This window comes from Streptomyces sp. NPDC001515 (assembly GCF_053597115.1).
This window is the reverse complement of sequence record NZ_JBSFHN010000001.1, coordinates 660,472-682,010: the sequence shown is the minus strand read 5'-3', so window position 1 is coordinate 682,010 and position 21,539 is coordinate 660,472. Positions and strand designations below refer to the sequence as shown.

The following is a 21,539-nucleotide window of genomic DNA, read 5'->3' as shown; positions in this document are numbered from 1 at the left end:
CAGCATAGATACAACATGCACGCAAGACGGAACCGTTCCAGGATGCGGACGCCGGCGACCGGAAGCGCCGCCCCCGGATGTCCGGAGAAATCACCCCTCGTACGCCACAACCATTCCTCGCCCCCATAGGTCTCATCAGCGCGCGGCACCCTCATGTGGCCGCATTCCAGGGGCGTTTGGAGCGTTCAACTTGAATATCGGCATTACGGGCATAAGGCGCGTTTCCGCCACCGCCACGGTGGCGCTCACCGCAGGGGCCGTCATCGCGAGCGGCGCCTTCGCCTCCACGGCGCAGGCCGCCACGCCGCCGACTCCCTCGATCGTCGCCAAGGGCGGCTTCGTGATGAACAACGGCACGGGCAAGACGCTGTTCACCAAGGCAGCGGACACCCGTCGCTCCACCGGCTCCACCACGAAGATCATGACCGCCCGGGTGGTCCTGGCCCAGAAGGGCCTGAACCTGGATTCCAAGGTCACGATCCAGAAGGCGTACAGCGACTACATCGTCTCGAAGGGCGCCTCCTCGGCCCGCCTCATCGTGGGCGACAAGGTCACCGTCCGCCAGCTGCTGTACGGCCTGATGCTGCCGTCCGGCTGCGACGCCGCGTACGCGCTGGCCGACAAGTTCGGCTCCGGCACCACGCGTGCGGCCCGGGTGAAGTCGTTCCTCGGCAAGATGAACAGCACGGCCAAGTCGCTCGGCATGAAGAACACGCACTTCGATTCGTTCGACGGCATAGGGAACGGGTCCAACTACTCGACCCCGCGCGATCTGACGAAGCTCGCCAGCAGCGCGATGAAGTACTCCACGTTCCGCACGATCGTGAAGACGAAGTCGACCAAGCAGAAGGTCACCACGAAGAGCGGCGGCTACCGCTACATGTCGTGGACCAACACCAACAAGCTGCTGGGCACCTACAGCGGCACGATCGGTCTGAAGACCGGTTCCGGCCCGACGGCCAAGTACTGCCTGGTCTTCGCGGCCACCCGCAACGGCAAGACGGTCATCGGCACCGTCCTCGCCTCCACCTCGGAGGCGGCCCGCACGTCGGACGCGAAGAAGCTGATGGACTACGGCTTCAAGAAGTAGCCCGCTCGCTCGGCACGGCACGCGGCACGGCTCGGCTCGGGTCGCCGCAGGAGGGGTCCCGCACGGCGGGGCCCCTCCCGTCGTGTGCGGGGAGGTCCGACCCCCGGCACCGGCAGACCCCAGGGTGTGCGCAGACCCTAGGGTGTGCGGATGCCCCCGACCTTCGACCTCCGCGACGAACTGCCCGCCGCCCTCGCCGGACCCCCGGCGGCCTGGCGGTTCGTCGAACGCTTCGCCGCACGACTCGGCGCGCCGGCCGGACCGGACGACGGCTTCCCGGAGTCCGAACTCGCCGCCGCCGAAGGCCGGCTCGGACTGCGGCTGCCGGAGGCGATGCGCGAGTGGTACGGCCGGTTCGGACGCCGCCACGACCTCCTGCACGGTGCGAGGACACTGCTGCCCCCGGACGAGCTGGAGGCGGACGACGAGGCCCTGACCTGGCAGGTGGAGAGCTTCTGGCTGTACCAGATCGCCGTGCCGCTCGACCGGTGCGCGGAGGCCGACCCGCCCGTGGTGATCGACGGGACCTCGCAGGCGTACGAACACTGGGAACCCTACGCGGACCGCTTCTCCACCGCCTGTGTGGAGACGGTGCTGTCGGAGAACACCCTGTGCGGGGACTGGGGCGGCTGGACCCGGGAGGGGCTGCCCGGCGACACCGCGCGCCTGGAGCGGTCCCTCACCCCCGTGCCGCCCCTGCTGACCGTGGGCGGCGCGCGGAGCGCGGGCCGGTGGTACGCGGGCGCAGAGGTCCTGGTGCACGACGACCGCTCGGACGACGCGGTGGAGCGGGGACGGCTGTACCTCCGCGCCTTGACGCGCGAGGCCCTGGACGAGAGCCTGGCCACGCTTCCGGGACCGTGGACGGAGACGGCGGGCGGCTGAACAGCCACCGGGCGAGGGGTTCGCGAGGCGGTCCGAGCGGATTTCGCCGTCGGCCGATCCGGTGGCACGCGGTACGGCCCGGCGGCACGATGCCCGCATGCGCCCCGTTCTCGTCCTCGTCCACAGCCCCTCCGTGGGGCCCTCCACCTGGCACCCGGTGGCCGAACGCCTCACCGCCGCGGGCCACTCCGTGCGCGTGCCGTCGCTGCTGGACGTGGGCGCGGGGGGACCGCCGTTCTGGCCCCGGGCCGCCTCGGCCGTCCGGGACGGGCTGTCCGGGATTCCGGCGGACCACCCCGTCGTCCTGGTGGCGCACAGCAACGCGGGGCTGTTCCTCCCGGCCGTCCGCGCGGGGCTGGACCACCCGGTGACGGCCTCGGTCTTCGTCGACGCCGCGCTGCCGGCCCGTACCGGACCGACCCCCGTGGCACCGCCCGACCTCCTGGACTTCCTCCGCCCCCTGGCCGTGGACGGCATACTGCCGCGCTGGACGGACTGGTGGGACGAGGCGGACGTGGCCCCGATGTTCGCCGCCCCCGAGACGCGCCGGCGGATCACCGAGGAGCAGCCCAGGCTGCCGCTCTCCTACTACGAGCAGCACGTCCCGGTCCCCGAGGGCTGGGACGACCACCCCTGCTCCTACCTGCTGTTCGGACCGCCGTACGAGGAGACGGCCGAGGACGCCCGCGAACGGGGCTGGCGGACCGCCCGGCTGCCCGGCGAACACCTGCACCAGACCGTCGACCCCGAGGGCACGGCCCGCCTCCTCCTGGAGCTCTCCGGCAGCGGCGGGGCTACGGAGGCGGAGCGGCCGTAGCGCGGCCGATCCCGCGACGGTGGGGCCGCGCGAAGGCGGAACGTCTATGCCGCCTGCCTCCTGCCACGAGATGGCTGCCGCACCGTGGGAGGGACGCGATCTCACCCCCGAACCGATGCCCCGCTCACCGGACTTCGGCGGCCGGCCTTGCGGCGCGGGCGGTGAGGTGGCGGCGTTCGGCGGCGCTGGTGGCCCGGCGGGCGGCCTCCCGGTACTGCGCGGCGGCGGAGGCCGTGTCGCCCAGCAGCTCCAGCAGATGGGCGCGGGTGGCGAACAGCCGGTGGTGGCCCGCCATCCGCTTGTCGTCCTCCAGCCCGGCGATCAGGTCGAGCCCGGCCGCCGGCCCGTGCACCATGGCGACGGCCACGGCCTTGTTGAGGGTGACCATCGGGTTCGGTGCCAGCTCCTCCAGGAGTCCGTACAGCAGCAGGATCTGCGGCCAGTCCGTGGCGTCCACGTGCGCGGCCTCGTCGTGGACGGCGGCGACGGCCGCCTGCACCTGGTACGGGCCGACCTCGCCGCGCGGCAGCGTCGCGGTGAGCAGGGCGCAGCCCTCCGCGATCAGCTCCCGGTCCCACCGGCCGCGGTCCTGCTCGGCCAGCGGGACCACATCGCCGCCGGGGCCGGTGCGGGCGGGGCGGCGGGCGTCGGTGAGCAGCATCAGGGCCAGCAGTCCGGCCGTCTCGGCGTCCTCGGGCAGCAGCCGGTGCAGCCAGCGGGTCAGCCGGATCGCCTCGGCGGACAAGGCCGGGGCCGTGAGGTCGTCCCCGTCCGTCGTCACGTACCCCTCGTTGAAGATCAGGTACAGCACGTGCAGCACGGCCCGCTGCCGTTCCGCGCGGTCGGAGGCGTCGGGCATCCGCAGCGGTTCCCCGGAGTTCTTGATCGTCTGCTTGGCCCGGCTGATGCGCTGGGCCATGGTCGCCTCCGGTACGAGGAACGCCGCCGCGATCTGCGCCGTGCTCAGGCCCCCGACCGCGCGCAGCGTCAGCGCGATCCGGCTCGGCGCGGACAGCGCGGGGTGGCAGCAGAGGAAGAGGAGCGCCAGCGAGTCGTCCCGGTCCGTGGCCGCATCCGCGTCTGCGGCCCGGCTGAGCAGCTCCGCCTGCGGGGTCGCCAGCGCCATCCGGTCCTCCCGGAGCCGGCGCGCCCGCTCGCTGCGCACCTGGTCCACGAGCCTGCGCGAGGCGACGGTGACCAGCCAGCCCCGGGGGTTCTCCGGCGTCCCCTCCGCCGGCCACTGCACCGCCGCGGCGAGCAGCGCCTCCTGCACGGCGTCCTCGCACATGTCGAAGCCGCCGTACCGGCGCACGAGCGCGCCGAGGACCTGCGGCGCGAGCGCACGCAGCAGGTCCTCCACGCGGTGTTCCTCGGTGCGGCGGTCCTCGGCGTGGCCGGCCTGGCTCACACGTCCGCCGCGGACTCGTGCAGCACCGGCCACAGCTCGACCGGGTCCTCCGACGCGAAGGGCATGTCCGCCGCGATCTCCTCCGCCCGCTCCTGGCTCTCGCAGTCCAGCAGGTAGAAGCTGGCGATGTACTCCTTCGTCTCCAGGTACGGCCCGTCCGTCACGGCCGGCACGCCGTCCTTCCGCCGCACCAGCCTGGCGTTGACCGCGTCCGCCAACCCGTAGGCCCCCAACAGCTCCCCGCTCTCGCGGTACTTCGCGTTGAACGCCTCCTGCCGGGCGATCGCCTCGGGCCACGCCTCGGCCGGGAAGGAGTCCCACTTCTCCTGGTTGCCGTAGATCATCGCGATGTACTTCATCTCGGGTGTCCTCCCGCTCCCGCGCACCCCTCCGGCGCGCTGTCACCCTTCAGTCGGAGCGGACGGCCGGGCCTCGACATCCGGCCGACACTTTCTCCGAACCTTTTTCGCGCGCCCCGTGCGGCTGCGGATGATCAAGGTAATCCCCACGCTCCGTGCCGGTCCACGTGTCCGGCCGGCGCCCTCCGGTCGCGGCTCAGCCCTGGCGGATCGCGGCCTGGAAGGCGTCCCAGGCGGCAGGGGCGACGACGAGGACGGGGCCGTCGGTCCGCTTGGAGTCGCGGATGGCGACGGTGGAGGGGATGTTGCGGGCGACCTCGACGCACTCCTGGCCGGCGTTTCCCCCGCTGTAGCTGGACTTGACGAACCTGTACGCGGGCACGCGGTCTACAACTCCTTGATGATTCCGTCGATCAGTGCGACCGAGTTGCGCTGAGCGAGGGCAAGGCGCGTCATGCGGTCGAAGATCCGGTCGTGACGCTCGGCATCAGTATCGCTCTCCAGCCACAGAGTGGTCGAGGTGGTGTCCATGTGGACCACGTCCAAGGCCCCGGGCTCGGCGAACGACACGATAGTGAAGGCACTCGTCATGCCGGGGTGGGCACCGGCGAGGTACGGCATGACCTGGAGTTTCACGTTGGGGCGCCGGGCCATGTCCAGCAGGTGGCCGAGCTGTGCCCTCATCACCTCGCGTCCACCGACCAGTTGGCGGAGCGCACTCTCCTGCACGAGGGCCCATAGCTCCAGCGGCCGGTCGCCGGTCAGGCGGGCCTGCCGGGCCATGCGGGCCTCGACGAACGGCTCGATCTCGTCGGGGTCCTCCCAGGAGCCGTTGCCCACAGCGAGCGCACGCGCGTAGTCGGCCGTTTGCAGCAGGCCCGGCACGATGGCGAGTTGCCAGGTGCGGATGGCCGTCGCGATGTCCTCCAGCGCCACGTACTCGACCATCGACTGAAGCCCCGGGTACTGGTTCCACCAGCCGCTGGCCTTGCGCCGTTCGCGGTCCGCCCTGGCCAGGGCGAGAAGCCTGCCGATCACGGCGTCGTCCGCTTCCCCGTACAGGTGGCACAGGGCCCGGACGTCAGGGTCCCGGATCGGGACCAGACCCCGCTCGATCTTCGCCACCTTGGCCACCGACGCCGTCAACGCGTCGGCAGCGTGCGACTGGCGCATGGAGCGAGCTTCGCGCAGCCGGAGCAGTTCGCCTCCAAGGCGGCGTCCGAGCACGGTGGAGACCGTACGCCCCCGGTCCGGGCTGTTACCTGCCACGGTCGTCTCCCTCCCTCAAGGGCCTCAGTCTGAAGCGCCGGACCATCGAACACCAATTAGGGCAGAGAATTTTCTGCCCGAACTTATTGCTGCCCCTGACCAGCTTCCGCTACGTTCGGTCGCGTAGCCATCACTCAGTGGCACCGATCGGCGGAAGCGCACCGCCCTGCCCCGCAGGGTCCGGCAAGGCCACCGCCCGTACCAACGGAGGCACGCGACCATGACCGCAGCCCAGGAGAAGAGCCCCGCGCCCGACCCCGTCCCCCCGCTCTACGAGGACACGCTCGCCTATACGCCGACGGCGCGGAGCGTCACGTTGTCCCGGAGGCGGGTGGCGCGGCTGGTGCGGGAGTGGGGGTACGGGGCGCGGGCCGGGGAGGCGGCGCTGTTGACCGGGGAGTTGGCGACCAACGCGCTGTTGCACGGATCGGTGCGGGAGCGGCTGTTTCAGGTGCGGGTCGCCGTCGTGGGGGACGTGCTGCGGATCGAGGTGGCCGACCCCCGGGCGGACCGGCTGCCCGAGGTGCGGGTGGCGGGGGAAACGGACCGCTTCGGGCGAGGACTGGTGATCGTGGACGCGATCGCGGACCGCTGGGGTGTGGAGCCCCGGTGCGTGGGGAAGACGGTGTTCGCCGAACTGGTGCTGGGGCACGCGGCGGACGCGGCGGCAGGCCGCCTGCCCGTGGGCTGACGGCCTGCCGAAGGGGCCCCCGGGGGTCAGCGGGGCCAGGCGCAGTGCACGTGGCGGCTGTGGCCGGTGTTGCCGGGGCCGAGGACTTCCGTCGCGCCGAGCTTCCGGCAGGCGGCCATGAACTGCTTGTGCGGGGCGCCGCTGCCGACGTGGCGGCCGTTGATGTGGGTGATGTCGAAGGCGATGCCCGCGTAGTGGCGGGAGTTGGCGCTGTGGTCGCCGCCGACGATCTCGGAGACCGAGAGCCGGTAGGCGTACTGCGTACGGAGCTTGAGCAGACCGTTCAGCATGCGGGTGTCGAGCGCGACGCGGCGGTTGGGCTTGTCGCCCCAGGGGCTGGTGAGCGCGCCCTTGCCGTTCGAGGTGTCGATGACGTTCTGGCGGACCGTGGAGCCGGCGTGCGTGCCGCCCGGGTGGACCGTGGCGAGGCTGATCTGCTTCTGGGCCAGGATCTGCTTGGCGAGGGACGCCCGGGTGTCCGCCTTGAGGGCGGGGCGGTCGGACGCCACCGCGACCGACGTGGTCAGGGCGGCAGCGGCGACCAGGCCGGCCAGCAGACGGGCGGCGGCGCGGCGCGCGGGGAGGGACGTGGCCATGGGAACTCCTCAGTGATGGTGTGGCGTTGATGGGGCGGGTGGGCGGAATCGTGCGACGTCGACGCCCGAGACGTGGCGGTCAGCCGGCGCGGGTGCCCAGGGCCTTCAGTTCCGCCGCGCTGCCCCGGAAGACGTTGCGGTCGGCCGGTCCTTCGATCCCCGCCACGCGGGCGCGGTCGGTGTACTGCCAGAACGTCCAGGCGCGCCCCGCTCCGGGCACCTGCTGCGGCTCCTTCGCGCCGCTGCCGTAGCGGGCGAGCCAGAGGGGGTGACCGGCGAACACCTGGCCCTTGCCGTTCATGCAGTCGTGCACGAAGGACGCGCGGGTGTAGACGATCGGGGTGACCCCGAAGGTCCTCTTCACCTCGTGGAGAAAGGCCCGGATCTGGTCGGCGCGCAGCGCCTTCGGGCAGACCTCCTTGCCGCCCTTGGCGGGCAGCTTCTCCACGTCGAGGACCGGCGGGAGTTCGCCCGGCTCACCGCCCCGGTAGCCGGCGGCCCGGACGGTCGTGACGAAGTGCCGGGCCTGGGCGGCACCGTCGCCCGTGCCGCGCGGGTCGAAGAAGTGGTACGGGGCGCGCAACAGCGAGGTCCGGGAGGCCGCCGCGTAGTCACGGGCGAACCAGCCGTCCTTGACCGAGACGCCCTGGGTGGCCTTGAGGAACGCGAAGCGGTGGGCGTTCGCCAGCCGCGTCCAGTCGATCGAGGTGGTGCCCTTGGTCCCGTGGTTGTGGTGGCTGGTGTCCACCCCGGTCACGGCGTACGACGTGGGCGGTGCGGCCTGGGCCCCCGGCGCGGGGCCGCCGAGCGTCAGCAGCGTCGCTCCCACGACCGCTCCGGCCAACGCGGCACGCACTCGTACGGGTGATGTCGGATGCATACGCGGAACTCCTTGCTTCTGAGGTGAACGGGCCCCGGGGCTCCCCGCCGGCCAGGAAACGCGCAGGCCGGAGCACCCCTGCGAAGGGGCGGGAACGGGGTGGGGGTCGCGGGGCTCTCGGGCCGGCCGCTCCACCACTGTGCCGCACGGAACGCGGCTTTCATTACGCTCTGCGTCCCGCACGTCGATGCGCCTAGGCATGCTCCTCATGCACGGCGTTGACCTGCGACTATGCACACGGACGCTTCGGAGACACGCATGACGGAGACCACGGGGACCGGCCACGGGACGCAGCCCGGACGGGCCCTCGCCGCACTCCTGAGGTCCTGGTGGGAGGCGTCGGCCCGCGACGGCCGGGACAAACCCACGCAGCAGTCCCTCGCCAAACGGCTCGGGATCGACCAGACCACGCTGTCGCGCTATCTGAACCCCCGCCACACCTCCAACGCCCCGCGCCGGATCGTCGAGCGCCTGCACGAGGTGCTGCGCGCCCCCGAGGACGACCTCGCGCGGGCGTGCGCCCTGGCCGACGCGGCGGCCGAGGCCGCCCCCGGCCGCCGGCGTACGACCGGCGCCCCCTCCCCGACCCCTCAAGCCCCGGACACCCCCGGCCCCTCCCCGGTCCCGCAAGCCCCGGACACCCCGGACGCCTCCGGCCCCGACGCCACCGCCACGGCCGCACCGACCCCCGTCACCGAGGTGCTCACCGCCGCCGAGGTGCCGCCGCGCCCCCGCCGCCCTCTGACCCGTCTCCCCGCCACCCTCCCCGGCCTGGCCGTCACCACCCTGTTCCTGCTGGTGGTCGGGGGGCTCGTGTGGTGGGCGGTCCCGGCACCCGGCGACGACGCGAAGGCCACCACCGGCACCAGCGCCACCGGCACCACCGCGACGACGAGCCCGGCGGACTGGCCGGTCATCAGCAAGGGCCATGTCCTCTGGGGCGCCCGCACCGTGCAACTGCTCCTGCGGGCCCACGCGTACGACGTGAAGGTCGACGCCGACTACGGCCCCGCCACGGCCGCCGCCGTCACCCGCTTCCAGACCGCCCACGGACTGAACCCGGACGGCAAGGTGGGCCCGGACACCTGGCGCCTCCTGATCATCCAGGTCGACTCCCGCACCACCCAGGCGGACGCCGTCACCGCCGTGCAGTACCTTCTTCACCGCGCGGGGGTGCAGACCGACAACACCGGGACGTACACCCCCTCGACCATGCGGTCACTGAAGGAGTTCCAGTCCTCCCATGCCCTGCCCGCCACGGGCACCGCAGACGAGGACACCTGGCGGGCGCTGATCCACGCCCAGGGCGCCGGCCTGCACAAGTAGCCCCGGGTTCAGGCCCCTCAGAGTCCGTCCGCCTGTTCCAGCACCCCCGCGATCAGCCGGGTCGCGAACGCGCGGTCGTCGGTGATCCGGTTGATCTGCTCGGCCAGCAGGAACGCCGTGGCCTCCAGCGGGTTCATCTCGGCGCTGGTCCACTCCCCGTACTGCATGCGCCAGAGGTTCGGACTCAGGCCGGTGCCCGCCGCGATGACCAGGCCCGCCATCGTGGGGATGGCCTCGGGGCGCACGCTCCGGGGCATGCGGCCGAGCGAGACCACCAGACCCGGCACCACGTACTCGATGACGTCCTTGCCGTGCGCCTCGTGCGTCTGCCGCAGCCAGCTCATGAACATGAAGATGAGCGTGCACGTGCCGTCCAGGACCTCGGCCGCTCCCTCCGGCCCCAGCGAACCGAGGTACTGCTCGGCCAGCTCCCGCTGTTCGGGGGAGCCCGATCCGCCCTCGTAGACGCTCGTGAGGCGGGAGTCGATCAGGAGAAGGGCCGCGCCCACATCGCCGACGGGCGCGTACTGGGGATCGCAACTCGATGTCACAGGGCCTGCCTCCTCAGGGAACGGGGTGAACTGCCCGATCGCTCCGCAGAGTAGGGGTCCGTGCACACACGAGGGACGGGCCCGCGCGAAAACCGCACGGACCCGTCCCTTTCCTGCTAAACGCCTGCCCGGGACGTCACTACGACCGGGCGAGCGGCCTCGCTACGCCCAGGTGATCAGCCGCTTCGGCTGCTCCAGGATCGCGGCGACGTCCGCCAGGACCTTGGAGCCCAGCTCGCCGTCGACCAGCCGGTGGTCGAACGACAGCGCCAGCGTGGTCACCTGACGCGGCTTCACCTTTCCCTTGTGGACCCAGGGCTGGAGCTTGATCGCGCCGACCGCGAGGATCGCGGACTCGCCCGGGTTCAGGATCGGTGTGCCGGTGTCGACGCCGAAGACGCCGACGTTGGTGATGGTCACCGTGCCGCCCGCCATCGCGGCCGGCGACGTCTTGCCCTCGCGGGCGGTGGAGACCAGCTCGGCCAGCGACGCGGCCAGCTGCGGCAGCGTCTGCGCGTGCGCGTCCTTGATGTTCGGCACGATCAGACCGCGCGGGGTGGCGGCGGCGATGCCCAGGTTGACGTAGTGCTTGCGCACGATCTCCTGGTTCGCCTCGTCCCAGGCCGCGTTGACGTCCGGGTTCCGCTTGATCGCGACGAGGAGGGCCTTGGCGATGATCAGGAGCGGGTTGACCCGCACCCCCGCCATGTCCTTGTCCTCCTTCAGCTCCGCCACGAGCTTCATCGTGCGCGTCACGTCGACGGTCACGAACTCCGTGACGTGCGGCGCGGTGAACGCGCTGCCCACCATCGCCTGCGCGATCGCCTTGCGGACGCCCTTGACGGGGATGCGCGTCTCGCGCGCACCCGCCTCGACGGGCACGGCGACCGGAGCCGCCTCCTCCGCGACCGGAGCCGGAACGGACCCGGCCGGCGCCTCGGGGGCGGGTGCGGGCGCCGCGGCCGCGTGCACGTCCTCGCGGGTGATGACCCCGCCCTCGCCGGTCGGGGTGACCGTCGCCAGGTCGATGCCCAGGTCCTTGGCCAGCTTGCGGACCGGGGGCTTGGCCAGCGGACGGGCGTCGGGGACGCGTCCGGCGTGCCCGTTCAGCTCGCCCTGGATCGCGGTCGCGGCGGCCGCCGGCGTGCCGGTGGCCGGTGCGGCGCCCTTGCGGGCGCGCCGCTTGGTGGAGGACTCGGCGACGCCGTAGCCGACCAGCACGGGCTGGCGGCCCTTGGGCTCCTCCACGTCCGGGGCCGCCTCCGGCTCCGGCGCGGCGGCCGGTTCGGCCGGGGCCGCGTCGCCGGAGCCCGGCGCCACGTCCACCGCGATGATCACCTGGCCGACGTCGACGGTCGTGCCCTCGGGGAAGCGCAGTTCGTGGACGACCCCGTCGAACGGGATCGGCAGTTCCACGGCGGCCTTCGCCGTCTCCACCTCGCAGACGACCTGGCCGTCGGAGACGGTGTCGCCGGGCTGGACGTACCACTTGAGGATCTCGGCCTCGGTCAGTCCTTCGCCCACGTCGGGCATCTTGAACTCACGGAAGCGAGCGGCGTTGGAAGTGTCGGTCATCGTTGTCACGTCCCAGTCCTCAGTACGCCAGCGAGCGGTCGACGGCGTCGAGCACCCGGTCGAGGCCCGGCAGGTACTCGTCCTCCAGCCGCGCCGGCGGGTACGGGGCGTGGTAGCCGCCGACCCGCAGCACGGGTGCCTCCAGGTGGTAGAAGCACCGCTCGGTGATCCGCGCGGCGATCTCCGCGCCGGAGCCGTAGAACACCGGCGCCTCGTGCACCACGACCAGCCGGCCGGTCTTCTCGACCGAGGTCTGGATGGCGTCGAAGTCGATCGGGGACATCGAGCGCAGGTCCAGGACCTCGATCGACTTGCCCTCCTCCTGGGCGGCCGCGGCGGCCTCCAGGCAGACCTTCACCATCGGGCCGTACGCGACGAGCGTGAGGTCCGTGCCGGTGCGGGCGACCGTCGCGCGGTGCAGCGGGCCCGGAATGGCCTCGGTGTCGACCTCGCCCTTGTCCCAGTAGCGGCGCTTGGGCTCGAAGAAGATGACCGGGTCGTCGCTCTGGACGGCCTGCTGCATCATCCAGTAGGCGTCCGCCGCGTTCGACGGGGAGACCACCTTCAACCCCGCGACGTGCGCGAACAGCGCCTCGGGCGATTCGCTGTGGTGCTCGACGGCGCCGATGCCGCCGCCGTACGGGATGCGCACGACGACCGGCATCTTGACCTTGCCGAGCGCGCGGGCGTGCATCTTCGCGAGCTGGGTGACGATCTGGTCGTACGCCGGGAAGACGAAGCCGTCGAACTGGATCTCCACGACCGGCCGGTAGCCGCGCAGCGCGAGGCCGATGGCCGTGCCGACGATGCCGGACTCGGCGAGCGGGGTGTCGATCACCCGGTCCTCGCCGAAGTCCTTCTGGAGGCCGTCGGTGATCCGGAAGACCCCGCCCAGCTTTCCGACGTCCTCGCCCATGACGAGGACCTTGGGGTCGGTGTCGAGGGCCTTGCGCAGCGACTCGTTGAGCGCCTTCGCGATCGACATCTTTTCCGTGGCCATGGCTACTTGCCCTCCTCGGCGAACGAAGCCTGGTACGCGGCGAACTGGGCGCGCTCCTCGTCGACGAGGGGGCTCCCGTCGGCGTAGACGTGGTCGAACATCGCCATCCGGTCCGGGTCGGGCATGGCCCGTACCGCTTCGCGGACCCGCTTGCCGAGGGCCTCGCTCTCCTCGTCCAGGGCGGTGAAGAACGCCTCGTCGGCGGTGCCCTCCTTCTCCAGGTAGGCGCGGAGCCGCAGGATCGGGTCCTTGGCCTCCCAGGCGGCGCGCTCCTCGTCGGCCCGGTACTTGGTCGGGTCGTCGGAGGTGGTGTGCGCGCCCATGCGGTAGGTGAACGCCTCGACGAGGGTGGGGCCCTCGCCGCGGCGGGCCCGCTCCAGGGCCGACCGGGTCACGGCCAGGCAGGCCAGGACGTCGTTGCCGTCGACCCGGATGCCGGGGAAGCCGTAGCCCTGGGCGCGTTGGTAGAGCGGAACCCTGGTCTGCTTCTCGGTCGGCTCGGAGATCGCCCACTGGTTGTTCTGGCAGAAGAACACCACGGGGGCGTTGTACACGGCGGAGAAGGTGAAGGACTCCGCGACGTCGCCCTGGCTGGAGGCGCCGTCGCCGAAGTACGCGATCACGGCCGAGTCCGCGCCGTCCTTGGCGACGCCCATGGCGTAGCCGGTGGCGTGCAGGGTCTGCGAGCCGATGACGATCGTGTACAGGTGGAAGTTGTTGGTGGTCGGATCCCAGCCGCCGTGGTTCACGCCCCGGAACATCCCGAGCAGATTGGTCGGGTCGACGCCCCGGCACCAGGCCACACCGTGTTCGCGGTAGGTCGGGAAGACGTAGTCGTCGTCGCGCAGGGCCCGGCCGGAGCCGATCTGGGCCGCCTCCTGGCCCAGCAGGGAGGCCCACAGCCCCAGCTCGCCCTGGCGCTGGAGAGCGGTGGCCTCGGCGTCGAAGCGGCGGGTGAGGACCATGTCCCGGTACAGACCGCGCAGCTCCTCGGCGGTCAGATCGATCGAGTACTCCGGGTGCTCGACGCGCTCGCCCTCGGGCGTCAGCAGCTGTACGAGTTCGGGTCCGGAAGTCTGTGGCGTCTTCGCGGCGCTGGTCCGCTTGCTGCTGCGTCGCGGTTTGCGCGCGGCAGTGCTCTCCACGGTCACGTGCGTGCTCCTCCGTCGGTCCGGTCCCCGGGGTCTGCCGGGAGACCAGTGCGGCTCGCCTGTGTCCGTACCCGTGCACGGGGTGGGTGCCGCTCGGCCGGGAACAGGCGTGACAGGTGCCCCGGCGAGCGCCCTGTTCAAGGCACGTTACCCAGTGCTTCGCATAACTGCGAAACCCTTCCTGACCTGCGTTTTTGCTTGGATATCCAAGTAAATCGCGGAAATCGGGAACTCTCGCTGGTCACAGCACTGGTCACAGCCTCGCAGGCTGCCGGAACAACGGCACGTTATCCCGCCCGACAGCGGCAGGGAAGGGGGGAGTGTGTGAGACTGCGTTTGTGCGCGAAGATGGAAAAATCACCGTTTTTCTCCTGGATGACCACGAAGTCGTCCGACGCGGCGTTCATGAGCTGTTGTCGGTCGAGGACGACATCGAGGTCGTCGGCGAGGCCGGGACCGCGGCGGACGCGCTGGTCAGGATCCCCGCCACCCGTCCCGACGTGGCCGTGCTCGACGTCCGGCTGCCCGACGGCAGCGGCGTCGAGGTCTGCCGGGAGATCCGCTCCCGGGACGAGTCCATCCACTGCCTGATGCTGACCTCGTACGCCGACGACGAGGCGCTGTTCGACGCGATCATGGCCGGAGCCTCCGGCTATGTCCTCAAGGCGATCCGGGGCAACGAGCTGCTGAGCGCGGTCCGGGACGTGGCGGCCGGGAAGTCGCTGCTGGACCCGGTGGCGACCGCGCGGGTGCTGGAGCGGCTGCGGGACGGCAAGAAGGGCCGCGAGGACGACCGGATCGCGAGCCTCACCGAGCAGGAGCGCCGCATCCTGGACCTGATCGGGGAGGGGCTGACCAACCGGGTCATCGGCGAGCGGCTGCACCTCGCCGAGAAGACGATCAAGAACTACGTCTCCAGCCTGCTCGCCAAGCTCGGCATGGAGCGCCGCTCGCAGGCCGCCGCGTACGTGGCCCGGATCCAGGCCGAGAAGCGCTGAGAGCCGCCCGACAGGGGACTTTGGTCCCTGCCGGACCGGGGCCCCGGCCTCTTCTTCCGGCCCGCGCGGCCGGGGACAGTGGAGGACATGTCCCTTGAGGAACTCCACGCGATCGAGCTGCTCCGCCGGGTGCCCTACGGCCGGCTGGCGACGAGCATGCGGGCCCTCCCGATCCTGACCGTGGCCCGTCACATCGTGGCCGACGGCCATGTCGTGCTGCGGCTGCACAGCGGCCTCGGCTACCACGACGCCTGCGACGGCACCGTCGTCGCCTACGGAGCGGACAACTACAACGCCGGCGCCTCGGCCGGGGCCCGCGACGTCTGGTCCGTGCAGTTCACCGGCCCCGCGCGACTCGTCGAGCCGACCTGCGCACAGCGCGAACTCTTCGGCCCCGCACCGGTCGAGGTCAACGGCGAACCCTTCGACCCGGCCTACCTCCGGCTCGACCCGCACTTCGTCACTGTGCACACTCTGGACTTCCACGCAACTCCGCGAATCCCGCAACACAGCGTGATCTAACATCTGTCGCGTGCCGCGCTCATCTGTCATCGATCCCCCTGTCCCGCCCGTCCGCGACGTGCTGCTCCGGTACCCCGGGACGGGGACCCCGCTCAGCTGCGAACCCCTGGACAAGGGCCTGCTCAACCATGGTTACCGGGTGTCCACCACGCGCGGCTCGTATTTCCTCAAGCACCATCTGGACGACACCACGGGCGACCGGGCGACGATCGTCCGCCAGCACCGGGCCACCCAGCGCCTCCAATCACTCGGCGTGCCCGTCGCCCCGCCCCTGGTGGACACCGAGGGCGGCACGGTCGCCGAGATCGGCGGTCGCTGCTACGCCCTGCACCCCTGGGTCGACGGACTCCACCGCGCGGGCGCCCAGCTCACCCTCGCCCAGTCGCTGCGGCTCGGGGCGCTCCTCGGAGCCGTACACACCGGTCTCGAACAGGTGATGGACCCGACGGCTGCGGCCGGCGGGCGGTCCGGGCACGCGAGCGCCGATCCGGCCGACACCTTCGCGCTGATCGACACCCTGCTCGCGGCGGCCCGCTCCCGCAGCCCCCGGGACTCCTTCGACGAACTGGCCGAACACCGGCTCCAGGAGCGGCGGTCACTGCTGGAACAGCACGCGGACCGCAGACCGCCCGCCCCGGACGGACCGGCCACCGGCTGGGTGCACGGCGATTTCCATCCGCTCAACGTGCTCTACCGGGACGCCGATCCGGTGGCGATCCTGGACTGGGACCGGCTCGGTGTGCAGCCCCGCGCGGAGGAGGCGGTGCGGGCGGCGGCGATCTTCTTCGTCCGGCCGGCCGGTGAGCTGGACCTCGCGAAGGTGCGGGCGTACGCCCGCGCCTACCGCCGGGCCGCGGGCGCCGGGGCCGACGAACTGGCCGCCGCCGTGCACCGGGTGTGGTGGGAGCGGCTCAACGACTTCTGGATACTGCACTGGCGCTACTGCCTGAACGACCGCAGGGCCGACCCGCAGTTCCCCGCGGTGTCGGCCCTGGTGGTGTGGTGGACCCGTGCGTACGACGCGGTGCGCGAGGCGTTCACGGGGTGAGCCCGGCGCGGTGCGGCGCCGGGCCGCACCGCCGGACAGGCCCTACTGCTGTCCCGCGCCGCCCGCGCCCGCCGCCGCGCCCGCGCTGGTCCCGGAGGCCGTCCCGGCGTCCGTTCCCGTGCTGGTGCCGGCGTCCGTGCCGGTGCTGGTGCCCCCGTCCGTCCCGGCATCCGTCCCGGCGTCGGTGCCCGCGTCGGTCCCCGCGTCCGTCCCGGCGTCGGTGCCCGCGTCCGTCCCGGCGTCCGCGCCGCCGTCGCCGGTGCCCTGGGTGTCCGTCTGCGACGGGGTGGGCGGCGGCGAGGGGTCGGCCGTCCGGCTCGGGGTGTAGGACGGGGTGTACGACGGCTTGTGCGACCACTCCTGCTCGTCCCCGCCGCTGCTCCCGGGCTGATCGGTGTCCTGCGTGGTCTGCTCCTGGCTCGGCCTGGCCGAGGTCTCCGAGGGGGAGGGGCTGCTCGACGTCGAGGTGGCCGGGGCCTTGGGCTTCCCGTCGCCGCCCTGCGCCGCGTTCACCGCGATCGCGACGCCCGCCGCGATCGCGATCAGCGCGAGCACGACGAACAGCCACAGCTTGCCGCGCCCGCCGCCGGGCCGGCCGCCGCCGTCGTAACCGCCGTCGTCCGGGTTCATCGGCGGCAGGATCGGACCCTGCGAGGTGTCGCCGTGGTGCGCGTACCCCATCTGATGGGTGGCGCCCGTCATGCCCTGCGGCGGCGTGCCCGGACCGGCGTCGAGCACGACCGGACCGGTGTTCCACGCCCCGGTGTGACCGCCCTGCGCCTGGAGCATCTGCAGGGCGTACTGGACGAGTCCGCGCATCTCCTCGGCGCTCTGGAACCGGTCGTCCGGGTCCTTCGCGAGCGAGCGCATCACGAGCCCGTCCAGCTCCGGCGGGACCACGTCCGAGACCCGCGACGGCGGGACCGGGGTGTCCTGGACGTGCTGGTACACCACGGACAGCGGCGTCTCGCCCGTGAACGGGGGCCGCAGCGCGAGCAGTTCGTAGAGGAGACAGCCGGTCGCGTACAGATCGGAGCGGTGGTCGACGGCCTTGCCGAGCGCCTGCTCCGGGGAGAGGTACTGCGGCGTGCCCATGACCATGCCGGTCTGGGTCATCGTCGACTGCGCCCCGTGCAGCGCGCGGGCGATGCCGAAGTCCATCACCTTCACCGCACCGGAGTTGGTGATGATCACGTTGGCCGGCTTGATGTCCCGGTGCACGATGCCGTGCTGGTGCGAGTAGGCCAGCGCCTCCAGCACCCCGGAGACGATGATCAGGGCCTGCTCGGGCGGCGGGGCCTCGGCGTTGATCAGCAGATCGCGGATGGTGCGGCCCTCGACCAGCTCCATGACGATGTACGGCACGGTCTGGCCGGCCACCGTGTCCTCGCCGGAGTCGTAGACCGCGACGACCGCGTGGTGGTTGAGGCCGGCGACCGACTGCGCCTCGCGCGTGAACCGGGCCTTGGAGACCGGGTCCTCGGCCAGGTCGGAGCGGAGCAGCTTCACCGCGACGGTGCGCCCGAGCCGGACGTCCTCGGCCGCGAAGACCTCGGCCATGCCGCCCCGGCCGAGCCGGTGCGTCAGCCGGTAGCGCCCGTCGCCGACCACACCGCCGATGCCCCAGGATTCGGTGCCATCCGGAACTCCGCCGCCGTTTGCTTCGGGTTCGGGTGCCATCAGTCCTCGCCGTCGTATCTGTCCGCGTCTGTCCGCGCGCGTCCGCGGGTTCTCACGGTGCTTTGCTGCGTCGCCGACCGCGTTGTCGGCCGCGTTGCCACGTCACGCTACAGCCTCTGTCCGACACACCGTTTTCGAGAGGGACGGGCCATCCAATCGGCCGGCGGGCCACCGGCGCAAATTCGACGGGGATCCTGTAACGCTTCCGAGACGCTTCTTGTGCGTACGGTCACGGAACGGGCACCTGGCTTGACGTGTCGTACCCCTCGGGCAGACTTGGCCAGTAATACGGATCTTCGCGCGAGCGAGCGCGCCCTAGGGGGAAGCAAGTCATGAGCCAGGACGGCGCACAGGGTGCCCAGGGTCGCTACGCGGGCGGTTCGGTCGCCGGCGGCCGTTACCAGCTGCGTGACCTGCTGGGCGAGGGCGGTATGGCTTCCGTGTACCTCGCGTACGACACCGCGCTCGACCGCCAGGTGGCGATCAAGACGCTCCACACGGAGCTGGGGCGCGAGCAGTCCTTCCGCGAACGGTTCCGCCGCGAGGCCCAGGCCGTCGCCAAGCTCCAGCACACCAACATCGTCTCCGTCTTCGACACCGGCGAGGACGAACTCGGCGGCGCGCTGATGCCGTACATCGTCATGGAGTACGTCGAGGGGCAGCCGCTCGGCTCCGTCCTCCAGGCCGATGTCGCCGCCTACGGCGCGATGCCCGCCGACAAGGCGCTCAAGGTGACGGCCGATGTGCTGGCCGCGCTGGACACCAGCCACGAGATGGGCCTGGTCCACCGCGACATCAAGCCGGGCAACGTCATGGTGACCAAGCGCGGTGTCGTGAAGGTCATGGACTTCGGCATCGCCCGCGCCATGCAGTCGGGCGTCACGTCGATGACCCAGACCGGCATGGTCGTCGGCACCCCGCAGTACCTCTCCCCCGAACAGGCCCTGGGGCGCGGGGTGGACGCGCGCTCCGACCTCTACTCGGTCGGGATCATGCTGTTCCAGCTGCTCACCGGCCGCATCCCGTTCGACGCGGACTCCCCGCTCGCCATCGCGTACGCGCATGTGCAGGAGGAGCCGGTCGCGCCCTCCAGCATCAACCGGGCGCTCACCCCGGCGATGGACGCGCTGGTGGCCCGCGCGCTGAAGAAGAACCCCAACGAGCGCTTCCCGAGCGCCGCCGCGATGCAGGACGAGATCGCGCGCGTGCTGAGCGCGGGCGGCCAGACCGGCGCCCCGGTGATCGTCAGCGGCGCGGGCACCCCGGCCAACAGCGGCTCGGGGGTCGGTTCGGCCGTCTTCCCGCCGGTCGACCAGTCCGCCCCGGGCCCGCAGCACGTCCAGACGCCGTACCAGCCGAACCCGTACCCGTCGCAGCAGCAGCCCGGTCCGTACGGGACGCCGACCCCGGCGCCCACCCCGGCCCCCTCGTACGGCTATCCGCAGTCGGCCCCGGGCTACCAGACCCCGGCCGCCATGTCGCCGATGCAGCAGCAGACCCCGCCGCCGTACACGGTCTCGCCGCAGACGCACACCACGTCCTCGGGCGGCGGCTCCAAGCGGAACATGCCGTTCGTCGTGGGGTCGATCGTCGTCGCGCTGATCGCCATCGGCGGTCTGATCACGGCGCTCGCGCTGAACAACGACGACTCGGACAAGGGCGGCACCGAGGCCACGTCGAGCGAGTCCCCGTCCGGTGAGCACAAGGATCCCGAGCGGAACCGGACGATGGACACCGAGGACTGCACGGACGCCATGGAGGACAACGACGACCCGAACAAGGTCGACGCCCCCAGCTTCCTCTACAAGGACATCCTCTCGGCGCGCGCCTGCGCGGACGCCGCCGGCTGGACCATCAAGCAGATCAAGGTCCCCGGCAACGCGTACGCGGAGGACCAGGTCATCGACCAGTTCCCGACCTCCGGCACCGCCGTCCCCAAGGTCGGCGCGCACTTCGAACTGCGCATCGCCACCGGCGATCCGGCGTAGCGCCTCGCTGCCCCTTCCCGTCGCCCGCCGGGGCGCGCGCCGCGCGGGGCGTACGGCACACGGCGACACGCCTGACGGTGCACGCACCTGACGGAGTGTGCGCCTGACGGAGTGTGCGCCGTCCCGCGAGCGCCGGGGCCCGCCACCCGTCCGTCCCGTCCGACATGCCGGACGGCCCGTCACATGTGACGGTGACCTCATGGCTTCAGCACACCTGGCCGCACGGCCCACACGGTGCGTGGCCTGCCTGGCACTGACGGCAGCCGCGACGCTGGGGGGTGTCATGGCCGGTGAGGCGCACGCGGACGCGCGGGTCTCCGGCCGGGGAGAGGCGTCGGCCGAGCCGCCGCCCGGTGCGCCGCACGCGCCCCCGCCCGCCCTCGCCTCCACCGCGCCCCCGCCCGCCACTCCCGCCCCGCCCTCCGCTCCCGCTCCCGCTTCTGCTCCTGCTCCTGCTCCTGCTTCCGCGACCGTGCCGGTGTCCTCGGTGCCCGCCGCGCCGGGTGCTCCGGGACCCGCCGTGCCGTCGGGGGCGCCCGCGCGTCCCGCGCCTCCGCCGTCCGCCACCGGCCCCTCCTCGCCCGGCCCCGCATCGCCCCGGCCCGAAGGCGTCCAGTCTCCGATGGCCGGGCTGCCCGCCGGGGAGGGACGGCCCCGGCCGGGCCGGACGCTGAGCCCCCAGGAACTGGAGCGGGCCGACACCGACGACTCCGCGAACGAGCCGGAGCCGACGCCGCCCACCGCCGCCCCCGACGCGACCACGACCGCCGGAATCGGGCGGCCCTCGCGCCAGGCGCTGAGCGAACCGGCCGTGCGGCGGGTCCAGCAGATCTCGCTCGGCGTGGGAATCTCCCTGGTGGGGCTGGGTCTGGGCTTCCTCGCCCTGCGGATGCGCCGCTCCGGCTGAGGGGCGTACGGGGCGGCGAACCGGCCCGCGACGGGGGCGCCTGTCCGGGCCGCGACGGGGACGCCGGTCCGGGCCGCCGCGTACCGGAACGCCTTGCACTCAGGTGCATACTCGGTATACATACTCAGTATGTCGATCCGTCACGGCCTGCTGGCCCTGCTGGAGCGAGGCCCCCGCTACGGCTCCCAGCTCCGCACCGAATTCGAGTCCCGCACCGGCTCCACCTGGCCGCTGAACGTCGGGCAGGTCTACACGACACTGAGCCGGCTGGAGCGCGACGGCCTGGTCGTCCAGGACGGGGAGGACGACCAGGGACACGCCCTCTACGCCATCAGCGACGCGGGCCGGGACGCACTGCGCGCCTGGTTCGAGACCCCGGTCGACCGCAGCAACCCGCCCCGCGACGAGCTGGCCATCAAGCTCGCCATGGCCGTCGGGGCCCCCGGCGTCGACATCAGGGCCGTCATCCAGTCCCAGCGCCACCACACGGTGAAGGCCATGCAGGACTACACCCGGCTCAAGGCCCAGGCCCTCGCCGACGTCCCCGCCAACCGCGACGAGGTCACCTGGCTCCTCGTCGTGGAGCAGCTGATCTTCCAGGCCGAGGCGGAGGCCCGCTGGCTGGACCACTGCGAATCCCGGCTGGTGCGGCTCGCCGAGGCCGCCGCCACGGAGCCCGAGGCGGAGCAGCCCGTACGCCGCGGCACGGCCCGGGGCACCGACCGGCCCCGCGCCCGCCGCTGAACCGGCGTACGCCCCGACGCGGTGCGTCCGCGCCGGGGGCGCGGGCGACGCCGG

At 72.2% G+C, this 21,539-nt stretch carries 22 protein-coding genes; 11 read left to right on the top strand and 11 right to left on the bottom strand.

Annotated features, from left to right (window positions below):
- Positions 1–190 precede the first annotated feature (190 nt).
- The 3 genes from ACWCXC_RS03115 (at position 191) to ACWCXC_RS03105 (ending at position 2,792) form a co-directional block, all read left to right on the top strand.
- On the top strand, positions 191–1,090 hold the full coding sequence (locus ACWCXC_RS03115) for a D-alanyl-D-alanine carboxypeptidase family protein (protein WP_450681380.1): 900 nt from the start codon (positions 191–193) through the stop codon (positions 1,088–1,090).
- Positions 1,091–1,240: 150 nt separating this feature from the next.
- Positions 1,241–1,975: a hypothetical protein gene (locus tag ACWCXC_RS03110; protein ID WP_450886247.1), complete on the top strand. Its 735-nt coding sequence runs from the start codon at positions 1,241–1,243 to the stop codon at positions 1,973–1,975.
- A gap of 97 nt (positions 1,976–2,072) precedes the next feature.
- The gene (locus ACWCXC_RS03105) at positions 2,073–2,792 is read left to right on the top strand and encodes an alpha/beta hydrolase (RefSeq protein WP_450886245.1); all 720 of its coding nucleotides are present in this window, start codon (positions 2,073–2,075) and stop codon (positions 2,790–2,792) included.
- A gap of 124 nt (positions 2,793–2,916) precedes the next feature.
- Here the strand turns inward: ACWCXC_RS03105 and ACWCXC_RS03100 are convergent, their stop codons facing one another.
- From ACWCXC_RS03100 to ACWCXC_RS03085, 4 genes are all read right to left on the bottom strand, one after another.
- Entirely contained in the window at positions 2,917–4,200 is a 1,284-nt protein-coding gene (locus ACWCXC_RS03100) for an RNA polymerase sigma factor (RefSeq protein ID WP_450886243.1), read from the bottom strand.
- Entirely contained in the window at positions 4,197–4,559 is a 363-nt protein-coding gene (locus ACWCXC_RS03095; protein WP_450681376.1) for a YciI family protein, read from the bottom strand. Before ACWCXC_RS03095 ends, ACWCXC_RS03100 begins: the two co-directional genes overlap by 4 nt.
- Before the next feature lie 196 nt (positions 4,560–4,755).
- The gene (locus tag ACWCXC_RS03090) at positions 4,756–4,941 is read right to left on the bottom strand and encodes a DUF397 domain-containing protein (RefSeq protein WP_450681375.1); all 186 of its coding nucleotides are present in this window, start codon (positions 4,939–4,941) and stop codon (positions 4,756–4,758) included.
- Between the two features lie 5 nt (positions 4,942–4,946).
- The gene (locus ACWCXC_RS03085) at positions 4,947–5,828 is read right to left on the bottom strand and encodes a helix-turn-helix domain-containing protein (protein WP_450681374.1); all 882 of its coding nucleotides are present in this window, start codon (positions 5,826–5,828) and stop codon (positions 4,947–4,949) included.
- 220 nt (positions 5,829–6,048) lie between these two features.
- Between ACWCXC_RS03085 and ACWCXC_RS03080 the strand changes: the two genes are divergently transcribed.
- Positions 6,049–6,519, top strand: a complete 471-nt coding sequence (locus ACWCXC_RS03080; protein WP_450886240.1) for an ATP-binding protein — start codon at positions 6,049–6,051, stop codon at positions 6,517–6,519.
- A gap of 26 nt (positions 6,520–6,545) precedes the next feature.
- On the opposite strand, the gene ACWCXC_RS03075 is transcribed toward ACWCXC_RS03080, so the two are convergent.
- Together ACWCXC_RS03075 and ACWCXC_RS03070 are read right to left on the bottom strand one after the other, a co-directional pair.
- On the bottom strand, positions 6,546–7,115 hold the full coding sequence (locus ACWCXC_RS03075; RefSeq protein WP_450681372.1) for a hypothetical protein: 570 nt from the start codon (positions 7,113–7,115) through the stop codon (positions 6,546–6,548).
- Between the two features lie 79 nt (positions 7,116–7,194).
- Positions 7,195–7,995 carry a glycoside hydrolase family 25 protein gene (locus tag ACWCXC_RS03070; protein ID WP_450886238.1) on the bottom strand — a complete coding sequence of 267 codons (801 nt, stop codon included), beginning with the start codon at positions 7,993–7,995 and terminating at the stop codon, positions 7,195–7,197.
- Between the two features lie 258 nt (positions 7,996–8,253).
- Here ACWCXC_RS03070 and ACWCXC_RS03065 point away from each other — a divergent pair, with 258 nt between their 5' ends.
- Positions 8,254–9,321 carry a peptidoglycan-binding protein gene (locus tag ACWCXC_RS03065; RefSeq protein ID WP_450886236.1) on the top strand — a complete coding sequence of 356 codons (1,068 nt, stop codon included), beginning with the start codon at positions 8,254–8,256 and terminating at the stop codon, positions 9,319–9,321.
- A 17-nt stretch (positions 9,322–9,338) separates the two neighbouring features.
- On the opposite strand, the gene ACWCXC_RS03060 is transcribed toward ACWCXC_RS03065, so the two are convergent.
- The 4 genes from ACWCXC_RS03060 to pdhA form a co-directional block, all read right to left on the bottom strand.
- Positions 9,339–9,872: a hypothetical protein gene (locus ACWCXC_RS03060; RefSeq protein WP_450886234.1), complete on the bottom strand. Its 534-nt coding sequence runs from the start codon at positions 9,870–9,872 to the stop codon at positions 9,339–9,341.
- Positions 9,873–10,034: 162 nt separating this feature from the next.
- A complete protein-coding gene (locus ACWCXC_RS03055) occupies positions 10,035–11,456 on the bottom strand; it encodes a dihydrolipoamide acetyltransferase family protein (protein ID WP_450886232.1) in 1,422 nt (473 codons plus the stop codon).
- A 10-nt stretch (positions 11,457–11,466) separates the two neighbouring features.
- A complete protein-coding gene (locus tag ACWCXC_RS03050) occupies positions 11,467–12,447 on the bottom strand; it encodes an alpha-ketoacid dehydrogenase subunit beta (protein WP_450681367.1) in 981 nt (326 codons plus the stop codon).
- A 2-nt stretch (positions 12,448–12,449) separates the two neighbouring features.
- A complete protein-coding gene (gene pdhA, locus ACWCXC_RS03045) occupies positions 12,450–13,598 on the bottom strand; it encodes a pyruvate dehydrogenase (acetyl-transferring) E1 component subunit alpha (RefSeq protein ID WP_450681366.1) in 1,149 nt (382 codons plus the stop codon).
- Between the two features lie 338 nt (positions 13,599–13,936).
- On the opposite strand from pdhA, the gene ACWCXC_RS03040 reads away from it, so the two are divergent.
- The 3 genes from ACWCXC_RS03040 to ACWCXC_RS03030 all read left to right on the top strand — a co-directional run bounded on the left by ACWCXC_RS03040 (position 13,937) and on the right by ACWCXC_RS03030 (position 16,166).
- A complete protein-coding gene (locus ACWCXC_RS03040) occupies positions 13,937–14,596 on the top strand; it encodes a response regulator (RefSeq protein WP_450681365.1) in 660 nt (219 codons plus the stop codon).
- An 87-nt stretch (positions 14,597–14,683) separates the two neighbouring features.
- Positions 14,684–15,118, top strand: coding sequence for a pyridoxamine 5'-phosphate oxidase family protein (locus ACWCXC_RS03035; protein WP_450681364.1), 435 nt, complete (start codon positions 14,684–14,686; stop codon positions 15,116–15,118).
- A 58-nt stretch (positions 15,119–15,176) separates the two neighbouring features.
- Positions 15,177–16,166 (top strand): phosphotransferase, encoded by a 990-nt coding sequence (locus ACWCXC_RS03030; RefSeq protein WP_450681460.1) that lies wholly within the window; start codon positions 15,177–15,179, stop codon positions 16,164–16,166.
- A gap of 42 nt (positions 16,167–16,208) precedes the next feature.
- On the opposite strand, the gene ACWCXC_RS03025 is transcribed toward ACWCXC_RS03030, so the two are convergent.
- The gene (locus ACWCXC_RS03025; protein WP_450886229.1) at positions 16,209–17,846 is read right to left on the bottom strand and encodes a protein kinase domain-containing protein; all 1,638 of its coding nucleotides are present in this window, start codon (positions 17,844–17,846) and stop codon (positions 16,209–16,211) included.
- 332 nt (positions 17,847–18,178) lie between these two features.
- Here ACWCXC_RS03025 and ACWCXC_RS03020 point away from each other — a divergent pair, with 332 nt between their 5' ends.
- The 3 genes from ACWCXC_RS03020 (at position 18,179) to ACWCXC_RS03010 (ending at position 21,485) form a co-directional block, all read left to right on the top strand.
- Positions 18,179–19,834, top strand: coding sequence for a protein kinase domain-containing protein (locus ACWCXC_RS03020; RefSeq protein WP_450886227.1), 1,656 nt, complete (start codon positions 18,179–18,181; stop codon positions 19,832–19,834).
- Positions 19,835–20,456: 622 nt separating this feature from the next.
- Positions 20,457–20,741: a hypothetical protein gene (locus tag ACWCXC_RS03015; protein WP_450886225.1), complete on the top strand. Its 285-nt coding sequence runs from the start codon at positions 20,457–20,459 to the stop codon at positions 20,739–20,741.
- A 129-nt stretch (positions 20,742–20,870) separates the two neighbouring features.
- Positions 20,871–21,485, top strand: coding sequence for a PadR family transcriptional regulator (locus tag ACWCXC_RS03010; protein ID WP_450886223.1), 615 nt, complete (start codon positions 20,871–20,873; stop codon positions 21,483–21,485).
- Positions 21,486–21,539 lie beyond the last annotated feature (54 nt).